Source organism: Terasakiella sediminum (genome assembly GCF_033100395.1).
GTDB lineage: Bacteria > Pseudomonadota > Alphaproteobacteria > Rhodospirillales > Terasakiellaceae > Terasakiella.
Genome location: NZ_JAWLVJ010000010.1, coordinates 106,556 through 132,667, shown reverse-complemented (window position 1 = coordinate 132,667; position 26,112 = coordinate 106,556). Strand labels below are relative to the sequence as shown.

Here is a 26,112-nt window from a genome sequence, read left to right as displayed (position 1 = left end):
ATTCATACTAATCCACAGTGCAATCAATAGTCCTAAAACTGATGCCAAATCTCCAACTGTCATAAATGGATCATAACAGATTTAACTTTTATCCAAAAGACGCTTAACGCCCCCAGTATTTCCAGCCTTCAAGGTAATAATCCAAAATAACCGGGCGATCGAGCGTGCTGGGTTCGACATTTGTCTGCATCAGGTCATCAGGAAAGACGAACAGGCCGGGGACCAATTTGGCAGACAGGAATTTCAGACCATCGGGCAAATTTTGTCCAAGAACAGCAGGATCGATATCACGTCTGCTGGCCATCATGAAGCCCCAGTCACCGAAGGAGGGGACAGAGGCGTGATAGGGTAGGGTAGTATCGAATTCGGCCGCCAATGACGCCTTAATCCCCCAAAAAGCCTTGCGGGCATAAAACGGGCTGGTGGACTGGGTGACGAGAACGCCGTCTTCTGACAGGTTTGACTTGGCGAGACGATAGAATTCTTGCGTATAAAGACGGGCGAGTTCCGTATTGTTGGGATCAGGCAAATCAATGACAATCAGGTCATAAAGCTGGCGGCGGTCTTTCAGGAAAGTGAAGGCATCTTTATTCAGCACCCTGACCCTGTTATCGCGGGTCAAGCTATTTTCATTCAAACGCGTCACATGGGTGTTTTCGGTTGCAAGTTTTGTCACCGCCGGGTCGAGATCTACCAGGGTGATGGTGGAAACCGTATCATGCTTCAGCGCTTCACGCACCCCCAGACCATCGCCACCACCCAGGAACAGGACATTGGTTCGCTCAAGCCCGCGTACCTTCAATTCAGCCATAGGGACATGAACCAGCGCTTCGTGATAGCGATATTCATCCAGCGAGGAAAACTGGAGGTTCCCGTCCAAATAAAGCCTTAAGTCATGGCGATATTGATTAAGGATAATCTGCTGATAGCGCGTGCGTTCACTATAGATGATGCGTCCGTCATAAACCGTCTCATTCCATTTTTTCAACAGATCCTGAGACAGATAAAACGACACCGCGATGGAAGCCGCGATCAGGATAGAAAGACTGCGAAAAACCTTTTTGTTTTTGCGCCCAACCTTGTCGCCAAACTGCCAGAGCAACACGAGCCCGATGGTCATATTCATCAGACCGAAAAAGAGACCGCTTTTAAAGGTGCCGAAAAACGGCAGCAGAACCAGCGGGAAGGCAATGGTGGCGATCAGGGCACCGAAATAATCCAGCGACAACACATGAGCGATAGAGATACGCAGATTGTCATAGCGTTCCAGAAGCCGGGTTAAAAAAGGAATTTCCAGGCCGATCAGAAAGCCAATAACCAGCGTCAGCACATAATAAGCAGGCAAAAACAGATCGTTGGCGTGGGAGAAAAACAGATAGAGCGCAGGGATAGAAAAGGCACCAAGAAACCCTAGAAGCGTTTCCGCTCCAATCAGGGTTGCAAATAAATTGCCGCGCACAAATTTCGACAAATAGGCCCCCGCCCCCATGGCCGCCATATAAAGACCAATGGTGATGGAGAAATATTTGATTGCATCCCCCTGAAAATAGGAAACCGTGGTCGCAATCAGCAATTCATAAACAATAGAACAAAGGCCTGCGACAAAGACAGCATAAATCAACGCGAAAATATCACGTGATTTTTCCTTATTTTGCATCTCATCACTTGAAAAAGCGTTCATTTAGGGATTACTTACCGCCGGAAAGGCCCCGTCCCGAATGTTTTGGACCGCCGACACTGCCATTTCTGACACTTGCGCCATCTTTAAAGACGGTTACGCCTGTCGAATTGCCGGAATATCCAAAATTGTAATAACTGAAACCAGAACCGCCATATGATCTGGACCCCACTGTGTTATACCCGCCTCCCTGTGAGGAAGGGATTAACAGGAAAGCAAATAAAACCGAGAGCGCTGCCCCTGTACAGATCAGTGTAATTTTTGTTTTTCTATTCATAAGAGCACCTTTTCGCAAAAGACTTGTCTGCTTGAGAAGAGTGTATTGGCATTTTTGATCTCCGAATCAGTCAAACAGTGCGCCAAACACTCTACACAGTGTCCAGTTGCGAATTTCATTCACAATAATACCAACCACCAGCAAAATAACGCCCCAAATCATAAAAGGAATATCACTTCCACGATATGTAGATATTTCAACTTTCAAAGACTGAATGGGGGAAAAACCACTGACTTTTCTATAGGTTGATGCCTTTTGCTCTTTAAAACGTAATCGATATTTCCCTTTATTTTGAAAGACATAATGCGTTTTTGCTTGCAATCTGGATTCTTGCCAACCGCCATCTGAATCATATCCGGATTCATGATAGAAATTCATGCCAAACGAACCTGCGACTTTATTTTGGTCATCTACGATCTCCACTTCGATATACGACCAGTAATTGTCGAGATAGGGCTTGCTCAGTTCTATTCCAACTGATTGATTTTCTTTCTTAATTTCAACCAGAACCGTTGGAGACCCTGGTCCAACCGTATATTTGCGACTTTCTTCTGCCAATGAGAAATAAAAGGCCGCGATCAAATAAAGAAGGGAAAAGCCAATGATCAACAGTGTGACGTAATTCCACTGAATTCTTTCACCGTATTCGATGCCGGATTCATACTCAGTTGCCATTTCTCACCTCACACCAATGCAGCCAAAACAAGGGCGAAACTGACGGCAATGCTCATTTCTGCAAAACCCGCCGCAACATTTTTATCTTTGGAGATTTCTTCATTAAGGTCATGCCCGGTCAGGATCAGACGATCCATGATCCAGCGCACCACAAACAACAAGATAATCCCGGCAACGGCCATTTCAGCAAAGATCAGCAGGTTTTCTGTCCAGCCATAGAAATTCCCCATGACCGCACGTCCGATGATGATGCCCAACGCAATCAACATCCCACCAAAGGCAATCCCGGCAGACAGATTGCGATCATCAATTTCCTGATGCAGGCAATAAGGGGTAATCCAGTCATAAAACCGCGAGAAAACAAGAAGAACCGCCTGCCCTAAAACAAAGAAAGCGCAAGCCGTGAAAATATCACCACCCTGGCCATTCAGACTTCCGGCAGCAATCAGCCCGGTTGCGATATAGGCACACCCGCGCACGGTTCCAAGCGCGATATTTTGTTCTTCCGTAATTTCCGTATTGTCACAAAATTTCGGAAAAATCAGTTTATCCAGACAAATGCGCGACAGGTTCAAAAAAACCAACCCCAAAACACTGTATTTCGCTACTGTCAGAATATCGTCGATAAACCCATTGCTCGGCCCGCTTAGGACACCCACAAAAATAATAGCGGTCGCAAAGAAATAGCCCGCAACCGACACACCCACAGCCGGATTGTCTTTTTTAACCTGCTGTTCCAGCAAGCTATAGGGGGTCAGAATGTCTTTAAACAGTTTGCCGGCAAGAAAGATGACGCCATAGACACCAACAAATGCGGCAACCTGTCCGACATAAGTTGCGATTTCCATCCAGTTCATTATGCGCCCCCTGATACAGAGAAGACCGTAATCTGATTTTCATTTACAGTTTGGGAAACATGGACTTCAACCGATCCATCAGACCATTTTTCAACGCTGATGGCGCGTGTTTCGTCATCTGATTCAAATTCCCAATATTCATATCTTTCCCGACTGCTGCGCACAGAATTTTTATGGAAAAGCGCCTCATCATAGCAATCAAGCTTATAGGTGCGCCCTTCATAGTCAAATTTTGGCCGTTTGGCGGATTTACCCTTATCCTGCTTGCGTGCATACGTTTCAAGCTCATCCATGGTCACATCAACCGCATCGATTTTCTTTTTCTCTAACGTGATGGAAATTTCAAGCTCGTCATCATCAAAGACCGTCAGCCAGACTTTACGTCCACCTGCTTCGCCTTCCAGCTCAAACCATTCAGAATCATCATCACTATAGAGGTGACGCGCCAGCACATGAACGTCTAGATCGTCCATATCATTGCCAAACGCACGCAGGCTGAACACACCGTCTTTACGCAAGTTCAGGATCGTATGATCCTGACCATCCGGCAACGCAATATCACGCGCTGCAATCTGTTTTGCTTCCTGCTGGGCTGATTTTCTATTCACCATCCAGATCGCAATAAAGGCAATCACCGCAATGATGATCAAGACTAATAAAAATGTTGAGGACATAAAAATCCCGTTCCTTCAATACCTTAGAGACATACGGGTCTTATGAATTGGTTTTATTTGGTAAAGCGATTGGTTCAGCTGCCCCCATGCGGGCCTTCAGCTGAGCCAACGCATCGGATTGCGCAGGACTTGAGCCGGCCAGTGCTTTTTCAATATCCATATCGACAGAACGTTCCACTTGCGCCATTTCACCGTAAGCTTCCGCCAAGGCTTCTTCTTCGGTCACTTTGTCACGCATACGTTCCAGCATGGCGATGGTGCCGGACGAGTCAACCTGGGCCAGCTGTTCGTTCAGCTTGCGGGTCGCCTGTCCCACCTGGGCACGGGCTTTCAGGGTCGCAACTTCGTTTTCCCAGGACGAGATTTGCTGTTTCAAAGCCTGGACGTTATTTTCCAATTGCCCGGTCATAGCATTCAGCTTTTCTGCTTCCTGCGTCAGGGTACCGACACGTTCAATCGCTGCATCGCGTTTTTTCAAAGCTTCTGATGCCAGGCGGTCACCTTCTTCCGGCGTAATCGCACCGTCCTGAACGCGTGACAACAACATCATGGCTTTTTGTTCATAGTCAGTCGCCGTATCACGCTGGCGCTGATTGTCTTTTTGTACGCGGATCACCTGGGCTTTTACCTTTGCCAAACTTTCCAGGCTATTGGACAAATCTTTCTTGAGATCACGAATACCCTGTTCTGCCATTTTGACCGGATCTTCCATCTGATCCAATGCAGCGTTGGCTTCGGACTTACCCCATGTGAAAAGACGTTTTAACAAGCTCATATCAAATCCCCCTCTTAATCCTGTTTCGAAAAGCCGATGAGTTCATCAGCAAAATCAGCAAGACCCAGGGCCAATGCATTAATAGAAGCTTCCAGTTCGTTCAGATCCAGATTCTGAAGCTGTAGCGTATCGCGGAACAACACAGTTTTCCCGGCCTCATCCAACGCAAATGCACCGTGGATCAATTCCCGGTTCATTTGAAGCAAACGGGAGAATGTGTCAGCATTGCTGCTGTTCACCTGAAAGATCACCTGTTCCAGAACGAGCAGTTCGTCTTCACAGTCTATGATGAGGTTATGAATACCTCTGTTTTCATCATTTACAACGAACAGCGTTTTTTCTTCGTTTTTCTCTTCAATCAGAATGCCTAACTCGTTGAGATAGCTTTCCACTTTTTCAAAATGGTTGTCCACGATCTACTCCCAGATACATTTAAACGTGTGTTTGCAAAGAGAGTAGATTTGAAAAAACAAGCCGTCAATCATTCTTATGCAAAAGTATTATGATCCCTCAATATTAGAATTTCCGATGGTGCGAAAATAACACAGGGGCCAAATTCGTCCTTTTACTTAGGCCAAAATTCTGGCTTTCTTAACACCATGGAAAAGCTACTTACTGAAATTCGTGCCTGCAGCCTTTGCAAAGACCTGCCCTTGGGTCCGCGCCCCATCATTCGTGCGCAAAAATCATCGCGCCTGCTGATCATCGGACAAGCACCGGGCACCAAAGTCCATGAAAGCGGCATTCCCTGGAATGATCCGTCCGGCGACCGTTTGCGCGACTGGCTAGGACTGGATAAAGACACTTTTTATGACGATAGCAAAATTGCCATCATGCCTATGGGACTTTGTTATCCGGGTAAGGTAGAAAAGGGTGGGGACAAGCCGCCCCGGTCGGAATGTGCGCCAGCCTGGCATGATAAAGTTTTGAAAAAACTGGAAAATGTGGAACTGACTTTGCTGGTCGGGTCATATGCGCAGAATTATTATCTGAGGAAATCAAAAAAGAAAACCATGACAGAAACCATCCATCACTGGCAGGACTATCTGGATCAGGGCTTTTTCGTCCTGCCACATCCCAGCTGGCGGGTGACCAACCTGATAAAGAAAAACCCCTGGCTTGAGACAGAGGTTTTTGTGGAATTAAAGAAGCGGGTGCACGAGTTGCTATAACAACATCTGTGTTCCGGCGCAGGCCGGAATCTCTTTAACACCGCACTCTACATACGAAAGACCCCGGCCTTACGCCGGGGCACAGATGTACCTACTTAACCCGCAGTTCAATCGCATCCCAGATATCGGCTTCCAGGCAGGTGCCGTCAAAACGGTTGATTTCCTGCAGGCCCGTCGGGGATGTCACGTTGATCTCGGTCATATAATCCCCGATCACATCAATCCCGACGAAAATCAGGTCACGGTCTTTCAGGTCCTGACCGATGCGTTCACAAATTTCCTGTTCGCGTTCGGTCAGATCAGATTGTGCCGGGCGTCCCCCCACATGCATGTTGGAACGTGCTTCACCTTCTGCTGGAATACGATTGACCGCACCAACGGCCTTGCCATCCACCAGAATAATGCGCTTGTCGCCTTTGCGCACATCAGACAAATAAGCCTGCACCATCATGGGTTCACGATATTGCAGTTCAAACATTTCAATCAGGGAATTGAGATTTTCATCACCCGGTTTCAGGTGGAACACGCCCGCCCCGCCGTTGCCAAACAGGGGCTTAACGATGATGTCCTTGTGCTTTTCGCGGAACATCTCCACCTGTTCTTTATTGCTGGTAATCAGGGTCGGCGGCATCAGGTCGGCATATTTGGTGACAAACAGCTTTTCTGGCGCATTACGCACCTGTGCTGGGTCATTCACCACAAAGGTGTCGGGATGGACATGTTCCAAAAGGTGCGTTGCCGTGATATAAGCCATATCAAACGGCGGGTCCTGACGCATCAGGACAACATCCACGTCATCGCGCAGATCAAGCCATTCAGGCTCACCCAGGGTAAAATGATTACCTTCTTCGCGCTTCAGGGTCATGGGACGCATCTTGGCGACCACACGCCCATCGACCATGGTTAAATCTTGTGGCAGGTAATGGAACAGACTGTAGCCACGGCTTTGGGCTTCCAGCCCCATAACGAAGGTTGAGTCCCCATTGATATCAATCGATTCAATCGGGTCCATCTGAATAGCGACGCGCAACGACATATCTGTTCCTTAAAATATAATCTTAAATCGGATGCCAGATATAACCTATGACATGGACGTGCGCTAGGGTCAGATCAAAAAAAGCAGATCAACAGATCGTGAGGCAAACCCGATTAAGCCGGGCAGTCACTGGCAGGCACATCACCCCAGAACAGAAAACGTCCTTTGGAGGCCTGCTTCTTTTCGTCTTTACGCATGGCATTGATGGTGATTTCAAAATCATAGAACGGCGTTTTACGTTCCAGATCGCTCTTTTTCATTTCTGTTTCTTTGTGCATGCTCTTTACTCCGACTATTCCATGAGAGGTTGATTTTGCCTCAAAAGTTATATGAGCATTTTTTTATGTAAATATTTCCGCTGCTCTGCAATATAATATGTAGAACTATACGAAAGGTTACATCACCCATATGGATGAGCTCAGGTAAAATAATTGTGATCCAGCGATAAGATCACTCAGAAAGACCTTTTTTGATATCAGCGATAATATTCTGTGTATGGCGGATAGCCTGAGGATCAGTGGTGTTTTCCACCGCTTTTTCCAAAGAAAAAACAGCTTCTTTCAGCAAACCGATCCGGGCCTGTAACAATCCGGCCTCACGCCAGTAAGCTGCTGAATTTTCTTCCAAAAGTATGAGGACATGTAAAATTTCGAGCGCTTGCGAAATTTGTTCGCAACGCAAAAAATGTGATTTAATGGCAAATAAATGTCTCATGATCAGTGTTTTTGGACTGATCGCATCGTAATGGACCGGACTTAATTCTGTCTCCGGTCCACCAATCACCTGCAAGAACTGGCGAAGATCAAAGGCGGTTAATTCAATGCAACCAGCAAACGGATCCAGAATAACGCGCGCTGCACCTTCTTCCAGCCGGATCAGACTATGACCGGGGAAGTTCAGGACCTCAACCGCCCAACCACACCGTTTTGCCACATCACGATAAATCAGACTTAAGGTCATGGCCGTGCCACATTTTTGATCCAGCACACAAAAGAGATTCATATGATCCAGATCGTCATAGGCATCTTCATCCCCACAGAACCCTTCTGCCTCCACCAAAATGGCACGAAGGGCTGCAACTTTATCGACCAAATCATCTTTATCCTGGGGATAACGCGCCAATCGCTCTGCCAAAACGGTCAATTTTTCTTCATAGAAAGCCGGATCACCCGAAGGCTTCAGGATTTTGGAAACCAAAAGGCCTGCGCGGGTGCAATCAAAGTCATCATCACCTTGCAGGGCAAGGGATTGAAAGTCCTGAATGAGACGGTCAGACAGGCTCATTTCTGTGCAACGGGCTTAGTTTTCTTTTTAAACATGGATTTACGCGGCTTTAACTCCACGTGAGAGACAACCTTTTGCACATAGGGCATGGATTTGGCGTGCGCGATAAACCGTTCCAGCTCCGCCTTGCTTTGTGCCATGCCTGTGACATAGACCGTGCCGCCCTGAACCGTATATTTATAATTAATTTCCATCAACTGCGGATCAAAGGTCGTTGCTGTATAAAGCTTGGCGCTGATCCAGGTGTCATGGGCGAAATTCTGTACGTCTGATTCGTCTGACAGAATAATCTCGTTATAAACCTCTTTGATCCCCTCAACCTGCCAGGCAAGGTCAATGGCGCGCGCACGTTCTTCATCGCTTTCAACGCTGCCCGCCACCATGGCTTTGCCGTTATATACAATCACCGTCAGATCGGACGCATAAGACAGGTTTTCCCCTGTCCAATTTCCCAAAATATCTGCTTTTAAAGAATAGTCATTGGCAGCCCCATCCAAGCCACGTTCTTCCATCGCCATCGATCCTGCGGTGGTGCCAGCGGTTACCAACATGCCGATAGGGGTACAGGAAATCAGAGTAAAACTTACAAGAAGAAGGGCAAAAAAGCGGGGTATCATGTCTCATCCAGCCAGGCGTTTTCTATATGTTTCGGCCAGTTTTTTGCAGAAATGGCCAAAAAATCAAAGCGGGTTTCGCACCCACAATAACGCGGATTGGCAGAAAGAAAAGACTTTGCCGCATTTGTAATGCGTTTTTGTTGGTAAAAGCTAAGTGAATTAAGCGCATCATCTAACCGCGCACGGCTTTTAACCTCAATAAACACAAGGGTTTGCCTGCGCTTGGCGATGATATCAATTTCACCAAAAGGACTGCGGTGATTACGTTTTACGATCCGGTAGCCTTTGAGGCGAAAATACAGACAGGCTGCATCTTCGCCCCACCGACCAAAATGAAAAGCAATTTGTTTTTTCTGTTCCATACAAGACTGTATGAAAGGATCAGAGACCTTATTTCGGTGCCATGCGCAGTGCGCCGTCCATGCGGATCACTTCGCCGGACAGATAAGCGTTTTCTGCGATATGCTGAACCAGCTTGGCAAATTCTTCCGGTGCCCCCATGCGACCAAACGGAACGGACGCATTGAGCGCATCCTGTACTTCCTGTGGCATGTTCAGCAACATTGGTGTCGCCATGATACCCGGCGCCACCGTCATCACCCGAATGCCTTTTGGGGCCATTTCTCGCGCAATAGGCAGGGTGAGGGAGGCAACACCACCTTTGGAGGCTGCATAAGCAGCCTGACCGATTTGACCATCAGCAAAAGCGATAGAGGCCGTGTTGATAATCACGCCGCGTTCTTCGTTATTCACCGGGTCCTGAGCCAGCATTTCTTCACAGGCCAGACGGGACATATTGAAAGTCCCCACCAGGTTCACATTGATCACTTTAGAAAATAAATCGAGGTCATGTGCGCCGTTGCGGCCGACAATTTTGGAAGCGGGCGCAATCCCGGCACACGATACAACAATACGGGCCGGACCATGGGCTTCACGCGCGGTGGCAAAAGCAGCCTGAGCACTTTCGGCATCTGCCACGTTACATTCCACCGCAATACCACCGATCTCGTCAGCGACTTTTTGCGCGGCTTCCATATTCATATCAAAAACCGCAACTTTTGCCCCGGCTTTTGCCAAATTACGTGCGGTTGCTTCCCCCAAACCGGACGCTGCCCCTGTCACAATCGCTGCCTGACCCTGAATATCCATTCTTCACATTCTCCCTATTGAAAGGCTAAACCTTACCTTTACGTTAACGTAAACTTAGGGTGGTTATATCAGAAGGGATATTGGGACGCAAGCAGGGAAAGGGGGGTTTTATTCACCACCACCACACGCCGTCACCCCGCACGTGTTGCGGGGTTGGGGCCAAAGGGCACGCTGAATTCGTTAAACGCTTGAGTATGTCATCTCCCCCAGACCCCACAACACGTGCGGGGTGACGGAATGATAGGGTAATGCGCAAATAAGATTAAGCCACAGACTCTTTCTTTTTGCGGCGTTTCTTGGGCTGGTGATAGTTTTCTTCGGTAATGGTTTCCAGCAATTTAGACTTGATCGCCTCCAGCTTGCTTTCCGAATTCACCTTCAGGCCGAAAACATCTTTTACATAAAACACGTCAACCGCACGTTCCCCGAAGGTCGCGATATGAGACGAATTGATCTGTAGACCCAGATCAGTCAGCGTGCGCGTCACGTCATAGAGGAAACCCAGACGATCGCGCCCATTGACTTCCACGACGGTAAAGGCGTTTGACACCTTGTTATCAATCAGCACACGGGGCGGTACGGTAAAGACTTCCCGGCGTGATTTCATCGTACTGCTGGTGACTTTTTCAAGCTCCGTTGCCGGATAAATCTCGCCCTTTAAAGCCTTGTCGATCCGGTCCGCCAGACGCTTAATTTTCTGTTCACTATCAAAAGCTTCGTTGGATTGATCCTGAACCGAGAATGTATCCAGCGCCATCCCGTTAGACAGGGTCGCAATCTTTGCATCCACAATGGACCCGTTAGTCAGCGCCATAGCGCCAGCAATCACACTGAAAAGACCGGGATGGTCAGCTGTATAAACAGAAATTTCAGAGACATTGTTAAAGGTGTCATGTTCCACATTAATATGGACCGGACCGTCTTCCTGACCTGACCGTTTTACCAGTTTGGCGTGACGCACCTGGACTTCTGTTTCAAAGCTCAGCCAGTAAGCCGCATTACCCAGCTTGACATAGTCTTCAATATCATCAGCGGACCAATCAGTTAGCGCATCGCGCAAAGCCTGCTGTTTTTCTTCCACACGGGCCTGCACACCACCAGCAGCCGCTTCCCCACCTGTCAGCACTTCCATGGCACGGGCATAAAGGACGCGCAGCAGGTTGCCTTTCCAGCCATTCCACACATCCGGGCCGACCGCGCGGATATCACAGACCGTCAGGATCAGCAGAAGACGCAGACGTTCCGGTGACTGGATAATGTCACAGAATTTCTTGATCAGGTTCGGGTCTTCCAGATCACGTTTGAAAGCAACATGGCTCATGGTCAGGTGATGTTTAACCAACCAGGCTGCTGTTTCGGTTTCTTCATCCGTCAGCCCCAGTCTTGGCCCCAGTTTCAGAGCAACTTCTGCACCCAGTTCACTATGATCGCCGCCCCGGCCTTTGGCGATATCATGCAGCATCACAGCCACATAAAGCGCGCGGCGTGAAATCACTTCGGCAATGGCGCCACAAGAAACCGGCAGTTCTTCTTTGCTCTGCCCCGTTTCAATGCGGTTAAGCTCCCCAATGGCTTTGATGGTATGTTCGTCCACCGTGTAGGTATGATACATGTCATACTGCATCTGGGCGGTCACACGGGCGAAATCCGGGATAAATTTCCCCAACAAGCCAACTTCCCCCATCATGCGCAAAATCCGCTGCGGTTTCTTTTCAGAAATCAGCATGTCGGTGAAAATTTTGTTGGCTTCTTTGTTTTTACGGAATTTACCGTTCACCAGTTTCAGGTTTTCACGGATTTGTTTTAAAACAAAGGGGTGAATATCCAGATCATGTTCCTGCGCCACTTCAAACAGGCGGAACATCAACAGTGGATTTTCAGCAAAAGCTTCGTGGTTGTCCATGGTCAGACGACCGGAATCCACACCAAAGCCTTCCACATTACGTTTAAAGAAGTTGGTCAACATGGTGAAACGCTGCTGCTGTTTCTTCTGCTGTTCATCCAGGACAGCACACAAGTTCCGCGTCAAATCGCCAACGGTTTTAGCCGTCAGGTAATAGTGTTTCATGAACCGTTCAACACCGCGCGTACCAGCACGATCTTTATAACCCAGCTGTTCGGCCAGTTGGTTCTGCACATCAAAGGTCAAGCCTTCCTGTGGGCGATTGGTCATGTAATGAAGGGCACAACGAACGGTGAACAGAAAGTTCACTGATTTTTTAAAGCTGTCGGCATCTTCCTTGGAAATCACCCCATGGGGCACCAGTTCAGCCCAGCGTTCCACACCGTAAATATACTTCCCGATCCAGTAAAGCGTCTGGAGATCACGCAATCCCCCTTTACCCTCTTTCAGGTTTGGTTCCACCACATAGCGGGTATCGCCCATACGCTGGTGGCGTTCATCGCGTTCTTCCAGCTTGGCATCCACAAACTGTCGCCCGGAATTGGAAATGACTTTTTCTTTAAAGCGGGCTTTGAACTCTTCAAACAGATCATTGTTGCCCCACAAAAAGCGCGCATCCAAAAGTGCGGTCTGAATGGTGAGGTCTTCTTTCGCCATCTTGATACATTCATCGGTCGAACGGGTGGAATGACCCACTTTCAGACCCAAATCCCACAACAGATAGAGCATATATTCAACGGCCTGTTCCACCTTTGGCGTCTGTTTATAAGGCAGCAAGAACAACAGATCGATATCAGACTGCGGTGCCATTTCCGCACGACCATAGCCGCCGACAGCCGCAACACAAAACTGTTCCCCCTTGGTTGGGGTGTGGATGGAATAAACATATTTGGTGGTGAAGTCGTAAAGCGTGCGAATAATCTGATCGATCAGAAAGGCATAGTTATGCACCGTAACAATGCCATTGGCCTTCTTATCGTCAAACCGTTTTTGAATTTCGGTGCGGCCATTCTTCAAAACATCCTTGAACAGTTTCAGGACATCTTTCTGCATTTTAGAGGAATAACCCGACCATCCGGCCATATCTTCAAGTTCGGCCCACAAAGCTTTGCGGTCGATGATTTCACGTTGCTTTACAATTTTGGCCATTTTCGGCGTAACTCGTTTTTAAGGTGCGACATAGAATTGACGCCCAAACCAGCGCCAGCGCCCATCTCCTGCAGGCATTGTACAATTAAGCCTCGTACGCCCAACAGGCAAGGCTTTTTCAAGGCGGACCTCCACACGACGATCAAACACCGTCTCGACCCGCACTTTTCCTTCATGAGAGGCAAAACAGGCAAGCGGGCTCAGGTTGCCCACTTCTTCATCGACAGTAAAGCCGATCAAGGGCGGATTCCGCTTGGAAACCATCATATTTTTGGGATAAATCTCGCTGGCAAACAAAGATTTTGCCTTAGACACCATCTGAAAACGCTTTAAATCGCCATATTTTTCATTCAAAGCGAAGCGAGCGAGATAAAACATGTTATCTTTGCTCCCAACAGCCCCACTATGCTGTCCAAAAGCCGCTTTCATGCCAAATCCGCGTACAACCTGCATGGCTTCCAAGCTGGCTTCACCATAAGGATAAGCGAAAATATCAGGACGATAGCCCAGTTTTTCTTCCAATCGGGCCAAAGATCTGGACATCTCATCACCCACACGGGCCTGAGAGGCTGCAGCCATATGGAGATGGCTTGCCGTATGGGCCCCAATGCTGACCAAGGGATGGTCTGAAAGTTCACGCACCTGTTTCCAGCTGAGATATCCGGCATAGCCGCGATCAATCGGATCGGTGGACAGGAAGATCGTAAAAGGAATGCTTGCTTCCTTAAACTTGGGAAAAGCCCGTTCATAGATGCTGAGATAACCATCATCAATGGTAATGGCCAAAGTCTTATCCGGCAGTTCTTCACCGCTGATCAACTTATCCACCAGATCATTTAGCGGCAGGACGTTATAGCCACCCGTTTTGATCTCGTTAATATGAGCTTCAAACTGTTCCATCGTGATGTTGGTTGCGGGAAAATCCGTATCGCCAAAGCGATGGTACATCACGACACTGGCTGAACTTTGGGCAAAGACAGGCATGGCCGAGAGTACACTCAGCGCAAAAACCACCACTGCCATCAGGGGATTTTTCATTTTTATTTCCGCAAAACTACACCTAAGCTACTAATATCTCAGGAAGTTTTTAAAAGGGCAAGGGATTATTCTTCCAAAGTCACCTTGTTGCGGCCCGTTTGTTTGGCATCATAAAGCAATTCATCCGCGCGCTTGACCATCGTATCCAGATCATCATCCGGTTCTGCCAGAACAACGCCAAAACTGGAAGTTACATATTTGCGTTCTTCCAATGATGCAAATTCACGCCGTTCAATGGCTTCACGCATATCTTCAAACAATTCACGAAGTTCGGTTTTCTCAATATCATCCAACAGGATACAGAATTCTTCCCCACCAAACCGGGCAACCAGATCGTCTTCGCGGGCATTTTCCACAAGCAAGTTTGCCACAACCTGCAAAACCTCGTCCCCCACATCATGACCATAGGTATCGTTCACGCTTTTAAAATGGTCGATATCCAGCATGGCAAGGGCCACCGGTTTCTTTTCCCGGCGTGCGCGTTTTAACTTGCCCACCCCTTTGTCAAAAAAGAATCGACGATTATAAAGCCCGGTTAAGAAATCTTTTGTCGCCGCATCTACCAGGGCTTGTGTTTTTTCAATTAAATCAATAGTTTGTGTAACACGACAGAAGAATTCCTCGGGCTGGAACGGCTTTTTCACGAAATCATTGGCACCGATTTTGATAAATTTCGCCGACAGAGTGGCCGAATCCGTCCCGGACAACCCCACAATTGCCAGTTCTTCTTTTTCATAGGTTTCACGGATTTTCTTGATCAGCTCAAACCCGTCAATCGGAGTCATGTTATAATCAGTCACCACAAGCTTGATGTCCCGGTTATTCCTCAAAACATCCAGCGCTTCCTGACCGTTGGCAGCTTCCAGGACTTTAAACTGATAGCGCCTCAGCAATTCACATACATGCAGGCGAATGGCGCGGGAATCATCCACCACCAAGGCCTTGATCTCTTTATTTTTGATCAGGCGATGCACCATATTGCACAGATAGCGAAGGGCTGCGTGGCTTTCTTTCACCACATAATCCACAACACCCGGATTTTTCAAGAAATTTTCCCGTTGGTCATCTTCGAAGGTCGAGGAAAAAATAATGGTCGGGATTTGATATTCCGTCAGGGTGGAAATAGCTTCCCCATCTTCGGCATCGGATAAATTCGTACAGGAAATCGCCAGAGCGTAAGCATCACTGCCATTGGTTTCCAGAAAGTTCAGAGTTTTTTCAAGACTATCGGACCAATCAATCTCCAGATCGAGGAACTTTGACATTTCAATCATCAAAAGAGACGCGATTGTCTTTGAACTTTCAACCAACAATATTTTCATTGCGCAGCCTTATTAATTTAGAGTTTTATAAATTATGCCCTTAATTATATGGAATTGCAATATGTAGAAACATAGCTGATATTTTTAAAATATCCTTCAAAATCATCAATTAATCCCCATATTGAGGATATGAAACAGACAAAAACAGCACACTGGGGAACGGATTTTCTGGATTGGCACATCCCGCTGGCTGAAAATGATGTTCCCTTAAAACGCGCCCTGGAAGATATGCATCTGACAAGTCATGATCAGGGTGCCATTCCGTTGATTGTCCAGGTAATTGAAAACCCGAAATATCAGCTGCCCTATATCAACCCATTTCATGGCGCGGTTGATCTGAACAACCATGACTGTATCCATATTCTTCTGGGCCGCGGCATGCGCAGCAAAGATGAAGCTTTCGTCATCGGCTTTACGATGGGATCTACCCAACAAGTCGGCTGTCTGGAAGAACGGCTTTATCAGTGGGCCGCACGATATCTCTATCCCGGGGTTTATAAATTCTCCGATGACGACCTGAGCGTCTTTAAGCAAACCCTGCATCTCGCCATGGCCAGCCCGGTCTGTGCCTTGGATCAGGTTGATTTTGAACTATATATGGATTGGCCTTTAGCTAAAATCCGTAAAGAACTGGGCATTGATGCCCGTTTGCTCAAAGCTGCTTATCGGATTGAGGCACAAAATTTCCCACAAGAAACAGAATGTCAGCGCTTACTCGGCTGAAACAGGTTCATTCGGGCTATCTTCAGCCGTCTGACAGACTTTGCAACGACTTAAGGAATTCAACGGCAAAAGCGCAAAATAACTGCCCGCTTCTTTCATCATGCCTGCACGTTCTGCCGCCTGCTTGCCAAAGCCCCAGAACACATCACCGCGCACCACGCCCTTGATCGCCCCGCCCGTATCCTGGGCCACAACCAGCCTTGAAATCGGCGATGTGCTTAACGGATCGGTAAAGGTATGGAGATAAAGCGGTACGCCCAATGACATATAACGTTTATCAACAGCAAGGGATCGTCCTGGTGTCAGTACCACGCCCTGTGCGCCAATGGGTCCATCGTCTTGAAGTTCACGAAAGAAAATGAAAGATCCATTTTCCCGCATCAGGTCCTGACCTTTTTTAGGATGTTTCGCCAGCCATTTACGGATCGCCTGCATGGACATGGCTTCTTTGGTGACTTCACCACGATCAATCAGGATACGCCCGATGGAGGTATAATTATGGCCGTTATGCCCGTCATAGCCCACACGCATGGTCGATCCATCGGCAAACAGCACCCGACCGGATCCCTGAATATGCAGGAAAAACGCATCAACCGGATCATCCACCCAGACAAGTTCCAGATTTTTGCCGCGCAATTTTCCAGCTTCGATCTCCGCGCGTGTAGCATAAGGCACCAATTGTCCATTTTCCAATCGGCCTGCCAGACGTTTACCGCGCCAGTCTTTCTTGAATTCACCCAATCCAACCAAAACCAGATCATCCGGACGTTTATATAGCGGAGTCTGATAAATCCCGCCTTGAGATTTTGCCCCGTGCAGACCCGCTTCATAATATCCGGTAAAGAGTCCAGCAGCCGGTTTTTCATCCTTCAGATCAGAAATCAGGTAGGGCTGAAAGAAAGATTCAAAAAAAGCACGGGCCTTGTCGCTGTCACCATCCGCCAGAGAATAAGCTTCGGTACAGATCGGTTTCCAGTCGCCTGCTGCCCCGCCAATCCCGTTGGGACCTATCATCTGATCATCTTTTTTGCGGGCAAATTTTTCACAGGAACGGCGCAAAGCAGGCAGAGCTTCTGCCACTTTATCTTCGTACCAGCCGGGCAGGGCCGCAAAAGAAACAGGTACCAGGGTCTGTTCAGCAGTCGCAGCTATTGGAACAATGACTTCTTTATCAACCACATCGCCTTTTTTCGACCCGGCACAAGCCGAAACCAGTGCCATCAGGCCAAGCGCAGCCATTGATTTAAAAACAGATTGCCCCCGTACCCTCATGATCTATTCCGTCTGTGTCGCTTTCAGGAACCAATTTGGACTTTTCGAGGTCACATCACGTTCGAACGTCCAGATATCGGTGATGGTATCGATGTAATTGCTATCGCCATCAACAACTTCACCCTGTCTGTCCGTCGTAACATTCACCTGTTCACTGATAATACGGATCGTGACTTCAGCCATATTATCTTCCAGGTCCGCATCGGTAATTTCGATGGAATTGATGCCGACGATCGTAGTGTTCAGCGTTTCCCCCGCTGCATTACGAGCCATCAGGGCTTCTTTAAAGTTCTGATAAACTTCATCGGTTAACAGATTTTTCAAAGTTTCCCGATCGTCTGTGGCAAAAGCGGTGATGATCATATCAAAGGCGTGATGCGCGCCTTCCACAAACCCATGCTGATCAAAAGTCGGATCAGCCGCCATAATGTCAGCCAACGCACGCTGTACCGGACCAACTGGTTCAATTTCCTTGATCTCTTCATGAACAGGCTGATCAGGCTGAACTTCAGGTTCACTGCCAGGCAAATGAATAACATTGTCACGATCATCCATGCGATCAGATTGATCATTCATCGGATCAGGATTGAACATGTCACGATGATTGCGGTTATCTTCATTTCCGTCTTTGCTTCCCAAAACACTACGCAAGCGCAAGAAAATAAAAACAGCGATCAACGCCAATAAAATGAGATCAAAGTTTGCCATGATGAGTATTTTATACCTGTTAACTATATAAGTAGTGTAGCTTGCGTATAAGCTGTTGTAAAACTAGATAATCTTAAATCAACAAAAGGGCAAGGATTCACAGGCCAGATCATATGGGTTTTATCGTACTTCTTCTTTTTATCGGCATTCCGATCATCGAAATCTCCGTCTTCATTCAGGTCGGCGACGTCATTGGGCTTTGGCCAACACTGATTATCGTTATTCTGACCGCCATTATTGGGACCGCCTTGCTTCGCCAGCAGGGTCTAAGCACCCTTATGCGCGCCCAAACCGCCATGAATGAAGGCCGCTTGCCTGCAGAAGAACTCTTTGACGGCATGTGTTTGCTGCTTGCCGGGGCTTTCCTGCTGACCCCCGGGTTTGTTACCGATAGCGTTGGTTTCCTGCTGTTTTTCCCACCATTTCGCGCCCTCATTCGTCACAAGGCCAAAGATTTTATCCTGAAAAGCGGTAATATCCACATGATGGGACCGGATGGACAACCTATTCATCCCCATCATTCACATAACCCGCATCATCACCAGCAAACAAAATCAGATTCCACCATCATTGATGCGGAATTTGAAGAAGTTGATCCCAATCCTGAAAGCCCCTGGGTGGAAAAAAAGGATTAACGTTTAAGCCGCAGGACTTACCCGTTTTAAGGGTTTGCGACCTCATCCAAATCATGCTACCAACCATGTAACTTAATTTCATACGTAGGAGTAGGGGCTCATGGCCGACGAAAACAACGCACAAAACCAAGAAGAACTGGTACCACTGTCCATTCACGGTCAATACATCAAAGACCTGTCTTTTGAAGTGCCAAATTCACCAGGCATCTATGGCAAAATGATGCAGGAACAGCCTGATGTGAACGTCAATGTAGATGTGGATGCACAGAAACTGACAGAAACTCAGTACGAATGTGTTGTTAAAATTCGCGCAGACTGCAAAGTCAAAGACGACGTTGCATTCATTTGTGAACTGGCTTACGGCGGTATCTTTGAGATCAACGTTCCAGCAGAACATCTGGAGCCTATGCTTCTGATCGAATGCCCACGCATGCTGTTCCCGTTTGCGCGCCACATCATTGCCAACACAACACGTGACGGTTCTTTCCCTCCCATGATGCTGAACCCGGTTGATTTCGCTGGCATGTACCGTCAGCGTCTGGAAGCCCTGCAAGCACAACAGGAAGCTGAAGGCGAAACCAAAAACTAAGGTTTCCTTCGATCCAATCTAAAAAAGCCCGCCTCAAACTTTGAAGCGGGCTTTTTTATTGTTTATTTTTTGAAATTAATGAGCAACCAGAGCCTTGGCTCGTTTACTCTTTTCCCCATGCCAGCTTTCAGGCTCGGTTGGCGCCACATGGTCATGATGAACGACAGTGCCGACATTTTCTTTGTCCAGCAAAACTTCACCGCCGTGGTTTTTCACATGCACGCCGCCACCCGACCAATGGGCCACATGCAGTTTATCATCCATTTCCCCGATAAAGAATTTGGTGCCACGAATGCCGATAGTCGCCGTGCGCGCCAGAACTTTCATGCCTTCAGGCTTGGCTTTGGCAATTTGACCAGACACGCCATCTAAAGCACCTGTCAGCAATTCGGTAATCACGTTGTCTTCCGCACCTTTGCCAAAGGTGTAATCAATTACAACAAAAGACGTCTTGGCCCCAAGCTGAAAACTGCCGTCATCAATCATGGTAATCTCAAGGCGACTTTCATCCCCGGTGGACAGGATATCCCCGATCAGGACTTTATCGCCGATATTCAGCACACGCACTTGTGCATTCTGAACCGCCAAAGCTGATCCTTTCATGCGTTTGACCGTGCCTGCCACCTGTTCATCGGGCAAAGCAGCCTGAGCCACAAAAGAAATCGCAACCAGACAGGCGATAATTACGAAGGACAGTTTTTTCATATCAATTGCTTTCTTCTACGTTGGCAAGCCAGATGGGGTCTTTGATTTTTTCAAGAAAGGCCGCGTGATGTGCCAGTTCTTCTTCAGATGCGTGGTGGGGGCGCGGTTCACGAAAGACCCGTTCGGTCTTGGCGATATCATCTGCGCCTTTGGCTTCTTTTGCCAGCAACAGACCAGGCTGGCGCCCACCAATCAATTCCAGATAAACTTCGGCCAGAAGTTCACTATCCAATAACGCGCCGTGCTTTTCCCGGTTAGAGTTATCAATGCCGTAGCGACGACAAAGCGCATCCAGGTTCGCAGGGGAGCCGGGGAATTTTTTACGTGCAACGATTAACGTATCGATCACATCATTTTCCATTTCCGCCAGGCCATGTTCTTTCAGTTCCCAATTCAAAAAGGGCACGTCAAAACCTGCGTTGTGGATGATCAGTTTGGAATCGCCAATAAAATCGATAAATTCCTGGGCAACTTCTTTAAAGATCGGAAAATCGCGCAGATATTCTTCAGACAAACCATGAACCCGAAAAGCCCCTTCGGGCATATCACGTTCCGGGTTGATATATTGATGATAAGTATTACCGGTGGGCATATGGTTCATCAATTCAACACAGCCGATTTCCACAATGCGGTGGCCCTGTTTATATTCAAAGCCCGTGGTTTCTGTATCGAGGACAATCTCGCGCATTTTAATCCGATTTCTTTAATCTGTTTCTGAACAAGGCATTGATTGTAGCATCCGGCATGGCATCGCGGGAATATTCAAATGTGCCGTCATCCAGGATTTCTGAAAAAGCAGTTTCCAACATAGCAAAACAACGGCGCATCAAAGATCCACCCGTTGAGACCCGTTTCACACCCAGATCGGCATATTCTTTCAACGTCAGCTGCTCGCCTTTAAGCCCCGCAACTATATTGATCGGCCCGTTGATTTCGCGCACCAAGGTTTCAATGTCGCTTTTACTTTTGGCACCGGGCACAAAGATACAATCAGCGCCTGCTTCCATAAAAGCATTGCCCCGTTCAATCGATAATTCAAGGGCGTTGGGCTGGTCAGTCAGATAGGTATCGGTGCGCGCATTGAGGACAAAATCAGGACCTGCTGCGTTTCTGGCCTCCATAATTGTCGCTACTGCCTCACTTAAGGGAAGTAATTCACTGATATTGCTACCAGGTAAATCTTCGATATTCGCCCCGACAACACCCATATCTTTCAATCGCTTGACGCTACCTGCAATATCGCCATAGCCACTTTCGATATCCGCTGTGACCGGAACATCAACGACAGAAACGATCTTTTCCACCGTTTCAAAAATCAGGTTTGGATCAACAACCGATCCATCAGGCAGACCATTGGAAAAAGCAATCCCTGCACTGGTGGTCGCAATGGCTTTGAACCCCATATTTTGTGCCAGATAGGCCCCACCTGCATCCCAGACATTGGGCAGCAAAAGCGGATCGTTCTGAAAATGTAAATCTTTAAAGAGAGACGCCTTATCCATCATGATCCTTTTTATGATCTGATTTGTTTGAGAATCTTTTTAACCTGATTTCGCGCAGAACGAAAGCCTGCACCTGAGAATATCACGTAATCCGCGCGTTTTCTTTTTTCAGCATCTGCCATTTGTTTTTTCAAAATAGCCTGAAACTTTTCCCGCGTCATTTGCGGACGTTTCAGGACGCGCTTTTCCTGAAGGGTTTTGGAAGCTGACACTACCGCCACCGCATCACATCGGTCCTGCCCCTTGGTCTCATATAATAAGGGAATATCCAGAACCACGATCGGTTCTTTGTGAAGCTGACATAATCGCAAGAATTTCTGTTCTTCAGCGCGCACCATCGGATGGAGAATGGCTTCCAGTTTTTTTAAAGCATCAGCATCTTTAAAGACATAGCTTCCCAGTTTTACCCGGTCCACTGCCCCTGTTTCATCCAGACAATCGCCAAAAGCATCATTAATCAACGCGGTCGCTGCGCCATTTGGGGCCATCAGTTTATGAACGGTCGCATCAGCATCATGCACAGGCACGCCAAAATCACGAAACAACTGGGCGGTTGCACTTTTGCCCATGCCAATAGAACCCGTCAGACCGAGGATAAACATTTAGTCTTCCAATACAAACTGACGCAGATCTTCATCCACTTCCGGATCGGTGCCAAACCAGGCTTTAAATCCAGGGCGTGCCTGATGCAGCAACATACCAAGCCCGTCTACATAGTCACAACCATGGGCATGAGCTTTTTCTAGAAGGTTGGTATGAAGCGGCGCATAGACAATATCATTGACCAGCGCTGATTTGGGCAGATCAAACAGTTCAATTTCCAACAAACCTTGCCCTGTCATCCCTAATGTCGTCGTGTTGGTCAGAAGATTTGTGCCCGCCAAAGCTTCGTTTCGTTCTTCCCAATCCACAACCGTGATAGGTGCATTCAGTTCACCTGCCAGATTTTCAGCACGCGCACGCGTCCGGTTGGTTAAGCGAATTTCCGGCACGCCAGCTTCCGCCAACGCAATCAGGATGGCGCGGGCTGCGCCGCCAGCGCCTAACACAACAGCAGGCCCGGCCTCAGCTTTCCAGCCAGGTGCGCCTTTAACCAGATTTTCGAAGAATCCATACCCATCTGTATTATCAGCATAAATTGATCCGTCTTCTTTAAAGATCAACGTGTTTGAAGCCCCGATTTTAGCAGCCCGGTCACTTACCTCATCCGCAATTTTCAGCGCATTTTCTTTATGGGGAACCGTAACATTAACACCTGCAAAACCTGCAGCCTGCAATCCATGGACGGCTTTTGCAAAATCATCTGGTTTGACAGCCAGCGGAACGTAAGTTCCATCAATGCCGTATTTTTCGAGCCAGAAACCATGAAGACGTGGGGATTTGGAATGGGAAATCGGCCATCCCATAACGCCTGCGAGTTTTGCTTTGCCGCTTAAAATCATATTTCACCTAAAATCCGAAATTTGCTTTATTGTTCAATCATATCCAGAGAGCGCAAAAAGTCCAGAGCAGCCAAAAGGGGCAGACCCAGGATAGTAAAATAGTCGCCCTCTATCCGATTAAACAACTGCACCCCAATAGATTCCAGACGATAACCGCCGACCGTGGTCAACACATCATCCCCCACCTGATCCAGATAGCCTTCCAGAAATGCATCACTGAAATCGCGCATTTCAAGTTCTGCGATTTGATAATGGGACCAAAGACATGTATCGCCTTTTAAAATGGCAACGGCTGAAATCAATCGATGGGTTTTACCGCGCAAAGCCTTTAACTGATCGCGTGCCTGATCGATGGTCGCTGGTTTATCAAAACGCTGCCCATTACATTCCATCATCTGATCTGCGCCAATGACCAATTGGTCGGGCCGTTTTTCTGACAGGACACGGGCTTTGGCCTCCGACAGACGCAGGGCTGTTTCGATAACAGAATAACCTTCTGCCTTGATGATATCTTCATCCAGATCGGTGGCTATGGCCTCTATCTCAAGACCCGCACCACGCAATAGATCAGCGCGTGATTTAGAAGCTGAAGCCAGAATGATAGTCATTTTTCATCCCAATTACTGTCTTCATAGGCCTGATCGCGTTTCATTTTCATATTTAAAATGGCGGTCGCGGTTTCTTCGATGGATTTTCGGGTCACATCAATCATTGGCCAGCTGTTTTTATTGCAAAGCTTGCGGGCATACTTCACCTCTTCCGCTACTTTATCCAAATCAATGTAGTTGGTATGAGCTGTTTCATTTAACATATTTAGGCGATTTTTTCGTACCTGAACCAAACGTCGCGGATCTTTCGTCAACCCCACAATCAGACATTTGGAAAATTTGGGATCTGTCAGATCAAACGGCAAGCGACATTCCGGGACCAGTGGCACATTGGCCGTGCGCAATCCTTTATTGGCAAGATAAACGCAAGTCGGCGTTTTAGAAGTGCGCGAAACCCCTAACAATATAATGTCAGCCTTATGAATTTCATGAGACGACTGACCATCATCGTGGGCCAGGGCGAAATGCATCGCTTCTATCCGATCAAAATACTGTTCATCCATCTCATGTTGAAGACCCGGTTTAAAAATTGCTTCTGCATGAAAATAATTTTTCAAAGACGCCATGATTGGGTCTAGCACTGCAATACAAGGCACACCTAAAGATTCACATCCTTTTTCTAACTGGGTACGCAGCCCTTTATCGACCATGGTAAAAATGACCACGCCTGGACGATCCTTAATGGCATTCAAAATTTTGGAAACTTGCCCCGCCGTTCGCACCAATGTCCAAACATTTTCTGTCACAGAAATCCCGGTAAACTGCGCGATACAGGCGCGTGCCAGGGTTTCGATGGTTTCCCCCGTCGAATCGGAGACCAGATGAATGTGATAGTTGTTCATAACTCTGCCAAACCTGGGGATAAGTCACCATTTTAATCACAAGCGCAAAATATACCCCTCTATTCCCGCTTTTTATCCGTTCCCTTATAGGGGGAGGGATAAGTCTTTGTACTTTGTGCAGGGTTGGGGACAAAAGCTTTTTTTTGAAAAGTTATCCCCACTATCCCCATTATTCATGTGAAAAAGAGCGACTCGCCAGAAATTTTAAATCGACTCCGCAGGCAAAAATTCCAAATCCACAGGCACGACTCCAAATCAGCCTTATTTAGGACAAAAACATCCGTCATATGGGGACAGCTTGTGGATGAAATTTGATCCCCGTTATCCACAGGCCCAACATCAACAACATCCTAAAGAAAATAACCTTTACTATTGTTATTGAACTGTGAATAACTCTTCGCAAACTTAAAAGGGATCAAAGGGAAGAACTGAAACATGGCCTCATCAGACAAACTGTTTTTACGCGCACTTAAAGGTGAAACAACCGAACGTCCACCGATCTGGCTAATGCGCCAGGCAGGACGCTATCTTCCCGAATATTTAGAAACACGCAGCCAATCGAAAAACTTCCTGCATTTCTGCTATTCACCTGATCTCGCAACCGAAGTAACTTTACAGCCTTTGCGCCGTTATGGATTTGACGCAGCCATCCTTTTTGCAGATATCCTGACAATCCCAGATGCATTGGGTCAAAAAGTTGAATTTGTAAAAGGTGAAGGTCCAAAGCTTGAAGCCATCCAGGATATGGAAGGGCTATCAAAACTGAGCATGGACGGGTTACATGACCATCTTGCCCCCGTCTATGAAACTGTCAGCAGGTTAAGTAAGGAAATCCCGGAAACGACAGCGCTTATTGGTTTTGCAGGGGCACCCTGGACGAATGCCACTTATATGGTCGAAGGCCAAGGATCCAAGACATATGAGACCATTCGATTAATCGCTTACAAAGATCCAGAGTTCTTCCGATCTCTAATCAATCTGCTGGTTGAATCGACAACGGAATATTTATCCAAACAAATCGAAGCCGGCGCCGAGGCTGTTCAATTGTTCGATAGCTGGGCAGGGGTTCTCCCGGAAGATCAATTTGATCGCTGGGTGATTGAACCGAATAAAGAAATCACATCACGCCTGAAAGATGCGTACCCTGACATTCCGGTAATCGGCTTTCCACGTGGTGCCGGGGAACTTTATAAAAAGTTTGTGATTGAAACAGGGGTTGACGGCGTCAGTATTGACCAAACCGTACCGCTTGAATGGGCCGCAAAAGAACTGCAGCCGCTTTGTACCGTTCAGGGCAACCTTGATAATCTTTGTGTGGTTGCGGGCGGCGAACAAATGGAAGCTCAAGTCGATAAGATTTTGAAAACAATGACCAATGGTCCCTTTATTTTCAATTTAGGCCATGGCATTGTGCCACAAACACCGCCAGAAAATGTCGGGCGTGTGGTTGAAATGGTTCAGAATTTTAAAAAATAAACGC

General features: G+C 47.5%; 30 protein-coding genes. 5 read left to right on the top strand and 25 right to left on the bottom strand.

Annotated features, from left to right (window positions below):
* Positions 1-103: 103 nt before the first annotated feature.
* The 7 genes from RYZ26_RS09950 to RYZ26_RS09920 form a co-directional block, all read right to left on the bottom strand.
* Complete coding sequence (locus RYZ26_RS09950) at positions 104-1,681, bottom strand: polyamine aminopropyltransferase (protein WP_317683051.1); 1,578 nt, start codon at positions 1,679-1,681, stop codon at positions 104-106.
* A 7-nt stretch (positions 1,682-1,688) separates the two neighbouring features.
* The gene (locus RYZ26_RS09945) at positions 1,689-1,955 is read right to left on the bottom strand and encodes a hypothetical protein (protein ID WP_317683050.1); all 267 of its coding nucleotides are present in this window, start codon (positions 1,953-1,955) and stop codon (positions 1,689-1,691) included.
* Between the two features lie 66 nt (positions 1,956-2,021).
* Positions 2,022-2,630 carry a hypothetical protein gene (locus RYZ26_RS09940; RefSeq protein ID WP_317683049.1) on the bottom strand — a complete coding sequence of 203 codons (609 nt, stop codon included), beginning with the start codon at positions 2,628-2,630 and terminating at the stop codon, positions 2,022-2,024.
* Positions 2,631-2,638: 8 nt separating this feature from the next.
* The gene (locus RYZ26_RS09935; protein WP_317683048.1) at positions 2,639-3,487 is read right to left on the bottom strand and encodes a DUF350 domain-containing protein; all 849 of its coding nucleotides are present in this window, start codon (positions 3,485-3,487) and stop codon (positions 2,639-2,641) included.
* Positions 3,487-4,161 (bottom strand): DUF4178 domain-containing protein, encoded by a 675-nt coding sequence (locus RYZ26_RS09930; RefSeq protein WP_317683047.1) that lies wholly within the window; start codon positions 4,159-4,161, stop codon positions 3,487-3,489. The genes RYZ26_RS09935 and RYZ26_RS09930 overlap by 1 nt, the downstream gene beginning before the upstream one ends.
* Before the next feature lie 40 nt (positions 4,162-4,201).
* Entirely contained in the window at positions 4,202-4,936 is a 735-nt protein-coding gene (locus tag RYZ26_RS09925) for a PspA/IM30 family protein (protein WP_317683046.1), read from the bottom strand.
* Positions 4,937-4,950: 14 nt separating this feature from the next.
* Positions 4,951-5,349, bottom strand: a complete 399-nt coding sequence (locus RYZ26_RS09920) for a YbjN domain-containing protein (RefSeq protein ID WP_317683045.1) — start codon at positions 5,347-5,349, stop codon at positions 4,951-4,953.
* A 186-nt stretch (positions 5,350-5,535) separates the two neighbouring features.
* Here RYZ26_RS09920 and RYZ26_RS09915 point away from each other — a divergent pair, with 186 nt between their 5' ends.
* The gene (locus RYZ26_RS09915) at positions 5,536-6,108 is read left to right on the top strand and encodes a uracil-DNA glycosylase family protein (RefSeq protein ID WP_317683044.1); all 573 of its coding nucleotides are present in this window, start codon (positions 5,536-5,538) and stop codon (positions 6,106-6,108) included.
* Positions 6,109-6,199: 91 nt separating this feature from the next.
* Here RYZ26_RS09915 and gshB read toward each other — a convergent pair whose 3' ends face one another.
* From gshB to RYZ26_RS09870, 9 genes are all read right to left on the bottom strand, one after another.
* Positions 6,200-7,144, bottom strand: coding sequence for a glutathione synthase (gene gshB, locus RYZ26_RS09910; RefSeq protein ID WP_317683043.1), 945 nt, complete (start codon positions 7,142-7,144; stop codon positions 6,200-6,202).
* Positions 7,145-7,257: 113 nt separating this feature from the next.
* Complete coding sequence (locus tag RYZ26_RS09905; RefSeq protein WP_317683042.1) at positions 7,258-7,422, bottom strand: hypothetical protein; 165 nt, start codon at positions 7,420-7,422, stop codon at positions 7,258-7,260.
* Between the two features lie 172 nt (positions 7,423-7,594).
* Positions 7,595-8,428, bottom strand: coding sequence for a transglutaminase family protein (locus RYZ26_RS09900; protein ID WP_317683041.1), 834 nt, complete (start codon positions 8,426-8,428; stop codon positions 7,595-7,597).
* Positions 8,425-9,045 carry a BON domain-containing protein gene (locus tag RYZ26_RS09895; RefSeq protein ID WP_317683040.1) on the bottom strand — a complete coding sequence of 207 codons (621 nt, stop codon included), beginning with the start codon at positions 9,043-9,045 and terminating at the stop codon, positions 8,425-8,427. Before RYZ26_RS09895 ends, RYZ26_RS09900 begins: the two co-directional genes overlap by 4 nt.
* Positions 9,042-9,407: a YraN family protein gene (locus RYZ26_RS09890; protein ID WP_317683039.1), complete on the bottom strand. Its 366-nt coding sequence runs from the start codon at positions 9,405-9,407 to the stop codon at positions 9,042-9,044. The genes RYZ26_RS09895 and RYZ26_RS09890 overlap by 4 nt, the downstream gene beginning before the upstream one ends.
* A 28-nt stretch (positions 9,408-9,435) precedes the next feature.
* A complete protein-coding gene (locus RYZ26_RS09885) occupies positions 9,436-10,194 on the bottom strand; it encodes an SDR family NAD(P)-dependent oxidoreductase (protein WP_317683038.1) in 759 nt (252 codons plus the stop codon).
* Positions 10,195-10,456: 262 nt separating this feature from the next.
* A complete protein-coding gene (locus RYZ26_RS09880) occupies positions 10,457-13,246 on the bottom strand; it encodes a [protein-PII] uridylyltransferase (protein ID WP_317683037.1) in 2,790 nt (929 codons plus the stop codon).
* Between the two features lie 18 nt (positions 13,247-13,264).
* Entirely contained in the window at positions 13,265-14,284 is a 1,020-nt protein-coding gene (locus tag RYZ26_RS09875) for a polysaccharide deacetylase family protein (RefSeq protein WP_317683036.1), read from the bottom strand.
* 65 nt (positions 14,285-14,349) lie between these two features.
* Positions 14,350-15,549, bottom strand: a complete 1,200-nt coding sequence (locus tag RYZ26_RS09870) for a diguanylate cyclase (protein ID WP_317683035.1) — start codon at positions 15,547-15,549, stop codon at positions 14,350-14,352.
* A gap of 186 nt (positions 15,550-15,735) precedes the next feature.
* Here RYZ26_RS09870 and RYZ26_RS09865 point away from each other — a divergent pair, with 186 nt between their 5' ends.
* A complete protein-coding gene (locus RYZ26_RS09865) occupies positions 15,736-16,329 on the top strand; it encodes a hypothetical protein (RefSeq protein ID WP_317683034.1) in 594 nt (197 codons plus the stop codon).
* On the opposite strand, the gene mltA is transcribed toward RYZ26_RS09865, so the two are convergent.
* Together mltA and RYZ26_RS09855 are read right to left on the bottom strand one after the other, a co-directional pair.
* Positions 16,318-17,601 carry a murein transglycosylase A gene (gene mltA / locus RYZ26_RS09860; protein WP_317683033.1) on the bottom strand — a complete coding sequence of 428 codons (1,284 nt, stop codon included), beginning with the start codon at positions 17,599-17,601 and terminating at the stop codon, positions 16,318-16,320. The genes RYZ26_RS09865 and mltA overlap by 12 nt on opposite strands.
* 3 nt (positions 17,602-17,604) lie before the next feature.
* Positions 17,605-18,309: a Tim44/TimA family putative adaptor protein gene (locus RYZ26_RS09855; RefSeq protein ID WP_317683032.1), complete on the bottom strand. Its 705-nt coding sequence runs from the start codon at positions 18,307-18,309 to the stop codon at positions 17,605-17,607.
* A 113-nt stretch (positions 18,310-18,422) separates the two neighbouring features.
* Between RYZ26_RS09855 and RYZ26_RS09850 the strand changes: the two genes are divergently transcribed.
* Positions 18,423-18,944, top strand: a complete 522-nt coding sequence (locus RYZ26_RS09850; RefSeq protein ID WP_317683031.1) for an FxsA family protein — start codon at positions 18,423-18,425, stop codon at positions 18,942-18,944.
* A 100-nt stretch (positions 18,945-19,044) separates the two neighbouring features.
* A complete protein-coding gene (gene secB, locus RYZ26_RS09845) occupies positions 19,045-19,533 on the top strand; it encodes a protein-export chaperone SecB (protein WP_317683030.1) in 489 nt (162 codons plus the stop codon).
* Between the two features lie 75 nt (positions 19,534-19,608).
* Here the strand turns inward: secB and RYZ26_RS09840 are convergent, their stop codons facing one another.
* The 7 genes from RYZ26_RS09840 to RYZ26_RS09810 are packed head-to-tail and all read right to left on the bottom strand — an operon-like array spanning position 19,609 to position 24,632.
* A complete protein-coding gene (locus RYZ26_RS09840) occupies positions 19,609-20,238 on the bottom strand; it encodes a FecR family protein (RefSeq protein WP_317683029.1) in 630 nt (209 codons plus the stop codon).
* Position 20,239: 1 nt separating this feature from the next.
* Positions 20,240-20,926 (bottom strand): DNA polymerase III subunit epsilon, encoded by a 687-nt coding sequence (dnaQ, locus tag RYZ26_RS09835; protein WP_317683028.1) that lies wholly within the window; start codon positions 20,924-20,926, stop codon positions 20,240-20,242.
* Between the two features lies 1 nt (position 20,927).
* A complete protein-coding gene (locus RYZ26_RS09830) occupies positions 20,928-21,743 on the bottom strand; it encodes an isocitrate lyase/PEP mutase family protein (RefSeq protein ID WP_317683027.1) in 816 nt (271 codons plus the stop codon).
* Between the two features lie 8 nt (positions 21,744-21,751).
* Positions 21,752-22,342, bottom strand: coding sequence for a dephospho-CoA kinase (gene coaE, locus RYZ26_RS09825; RefSeq protein WP_317683026.1), 591 nt, complete (start codon positions 22,340-22,342; stop codon positions 21,752-21,754).
* The gene (locus RYZ26_RS09820) at positions 22,343-23,182 is read right to left on the bottom strand and encodes a shikimate dehydrogenase (RefSeq protein ID WP_317683025.1); all 840 of its coding nucleotides are present in this window, start codon (positions 23,180-23,182) and stop codon (positions 22,343-22,345) included.
* A 26-nt stretch (positions 23,183-23,208) separates the two neighbouring features.
* The gene (locus RYZ26_RS09815; protein WP_317683024.1) at positions 23,209-23,790 is read right to left on the bottom strand and encodes a Maf family protein; all 582 of its coding nucleotides are present in this window, start codon (positions 23,788-23,790) and stop codon (positions 23,209-23,211) included.
* A complete protein-coding gene (locus RYZ26_RS09810) occupies positions 23,787-24,632 on the bottom strand; it encodes a pyruvate, water dikinase regulatory protein (RefSeq protein WP_317683023.1) in 846 nt (281 codons plus the stop codon). Before RYZ26_RS09810 ends, RYZ26_RS09815 begins: the two co-directional genes overlap by 4 nt.
* A 435-nt stretch (positions 24,633-25,067) precedes the next feature.
* On the opposite strand from RYZ26_RS09810, the gene hemE reads away from it, so the two are divergent.
* On the top strand, positions 25,068-26,108 hold the full coding sequence (gene hemE / locus RYZ26_RS09805; protein ID WP_317683022.1) for a uroporphyrinogen decarboxylase: 1,041 nt from the start codon (positions 25,068-25,070) through the stop codon (positions 26,106-26,108).
* Positions 26,109-26,112: the final 4 nt, after the last annotated feature.

What these genes read in the sequence shown, in the direction of transcription:
- RYZ26_RS09950 (WP_317683051.1), bottom strand. Translation starts at nt 1,681, where the DNA reads ATGAACGCTTTTTCAAGTGATGAGATGCAAAATAAGGAAAAATCACGT.
- RYZ26_RS09945 (WP_317683050.1), bottom strand. Translation starts at nt 1,955, where the DNA reads ATGAATAGAAAAACAAAAATTACACTGATCTGTACAGGGGCAGCGCTC.
- RYZ26_RS09940 (WP_317683049.1), bottom strand. Translation starts at nt 2,630, where the DNA reads ATGGCAACTGAGTATGAATCCGGCATCGAATACGGTGAAAGAATTCAG.
- RYZ26_RS09935 (WP_317683048.1), bottom strand. Translation starts at nt 3,487, where the DNA reads ATGAACTGGATGGAAATCGCAACTTATGTCGGACAGGTTGCCGCATTT.
- RYZ26_RS09930 (WP_317683047.1), bottom strand. Translation starts at nt 4,161, where the DNA reads ATGTCCTCAACATTTTTATTAGTCTTGATCATCATTGCGGTGATTGCC.
- RYZ26_RS09925 (WP_317683046.1), bottom strand. Translation starts at nt 4,936, where the DNA reads ATGAGCTTGTTAAAACGTCTTTTCACATGGGGTAAGTCCGAAGCCAAC.
- RYZ26_RS09915 (WP_317683044.1), top strand. Translation starts at nt 5,536, where the DNA reads ATGGAAAAGCTACTTACTGAAATTCGTGCCTGCAGCCTTTGCAAAGAC.
- gshB (WP_317683043.1), bottom strand. Translation starts at nt 7,144, where the DNA reads ATGTCGTTGCGCGTCGCTATTCAGATGGACCCGATTGAATCGATTGAT.
- RYZ26_RS09905 (WP_317683042.1), bottom strand. Translation starts at nt 7,422, where the DNA reads ATGCACAAAGAAACAGAAATGAAAAAGAGCGATCTGGAACGTAAAACG.
- RYZ26_RS09900 (WP_317683041.1), bottom strand. Translation starts at nt 8,428, where the DNA reads ATGAGCCTGTCTGACCGTCTCATTCAGGACTTTCAATCCCTTGCCCTG.
- RYZ26_RS09895 (WP_317683040.1), bottom strand. Translation starts at nt 9,045, where the DNA reads ATGATACCCCGCTTTTTTGCCCTTCTTCTTGTAAGTTTTACTCTGATT.
- RYZ26_RS09890 (WP_317683039.1), bottom strand. Translation starts at nt 9,407, where the DNA reads ATGGAACAGAAAAAACAAATTGCTTTTCATTTTGGTCGGTGGGGCGAA.
- RYZ26_RS09885 (WP_317683038.1), bottom strand. Translation starts at nt 10,194, where the DNA reads ATGGATATTCAGGGTCAGGCAGCGATTGTGACAGGGGCAGCGTCCGGT.
- RYZ26_RS09880 (WP_317683037.1), bottom strand. Translation starts at nt 13,246, where the DNA reads ATGGCCAAAATTGTAAAGCAACGTGAAATCATCGACCGCAAAGCTTTG.
- RYZ26_RS09875 (WP_317683036.1), bottom strand. Translation starts at nt 14,284, where the DNA reads ATGAAAAATCCCCTGATGGCAGTGGTGGTTTTTGCGCTGAGTGTACTC.
- RYZ26_RS09870 (WP_317683035.1), bottom strand. Translation starts at nt 15,549, where the DNA reads ATGTCAAAGTTCCTCGATCTGGAGATTGATTGGTCCGATAGTCTTGAA.
- RYZ26_RS09865 (WP_317683034.1), top strand. Translation starts at nt 15,736, where the DNA reads ATGAAACAGACAAAAACAGCACACTGGGGAACGGATTTTCTGGATTGG.
- mltA (WP_317683033.1), bottom strand. Translation starts at nt 17,601, where the DNA reads ATGAGGGTACGGGGGCAATCTGTTTTTAAATCAATGGCTGCGCTTGGC.
- RYZ26_RS09855 (WP_317683032.1), bottom strand. Translation starts at nt 18,309, where the DNA reads ATGGCAAACTTTGATCTCATTTTATTGGCGTTGATCGCTGTTTTTATT.
- RYZ26_RS09850 (WP_317683031.1), top strand. Translation starts at nt 18,423, where the DNA reads ATGGGTTTTATCGTACTTCTTCTTTTTATCGGCATTCCGATCATCGAA.
- secB (WP_317683030.1), top strand. Translation starts at nt 19,045, where the DNA reads ATGGCCGACGAAAACAACGCACAAAACCAAGAAGAACTGGTACCACTG.
- RYZ26_RS09840 (WP_317683029.1), bottom strand. Translation starts at nt 20,238, where the DNA reads ATGAAAAAACTGTCCTTCGTAATTATCGCCTGTCTGGTTGCGATTTCT.
- dnaQ (WP_317683028.1), bottom strand. Translation starts at nt 20,926, where the DNA reads ATGCGCGAGATTGTCCTCGATACAGAAACCACGGGCTTTGAATATAAA.
- RYZ26_RS09830 (WP_317683027.1), bottom strand. Translation starts at nt 21,743, where the DNA reads ATGATGGATAAGGCGTCTCTCTTTAAAGATTTACATTTTCAGAACGAT.
- coaE (WP_317683026.1), bottom strand. Translation starts at nt 22,342, where the DNA reads ATGTTTATCCTCGGTCTGACGGGTTCTATTGGCATGGGCAAAAGTGCA.
- RYZ26_RS09820 (WP_317683025.1), bottom strand. Translation starts at nt 23,182, where the DNA reads ATGATTTTAAGCGGCAAAGCAAAACTCGCAGGCGTTATGGGATGGCCG.
- RYZ26_RS09815 (WP_317683024.1), bottom strand. Translation starts at nt 23,790, where the DNA reads ATGACTATCATTCTGGCTTCAGCTTCTAAATCACGCGCTGATCTATTG.
- RYZ26_RS09810 (WP_317683023.1), bottom strand. Translation starts at nt 24,632, where the DNA reads ATGAACAACTATCACATTCATCTGGTCTCCGATTCGACGGGGGAAACC.
- hemE (WP_317683022.1), top strand. Translation starts at nt 25,068, where the DNA reads ATGGCCTCATCAGACAAACTGTTTTTACGCGCACTTAAAGGTGAAACA.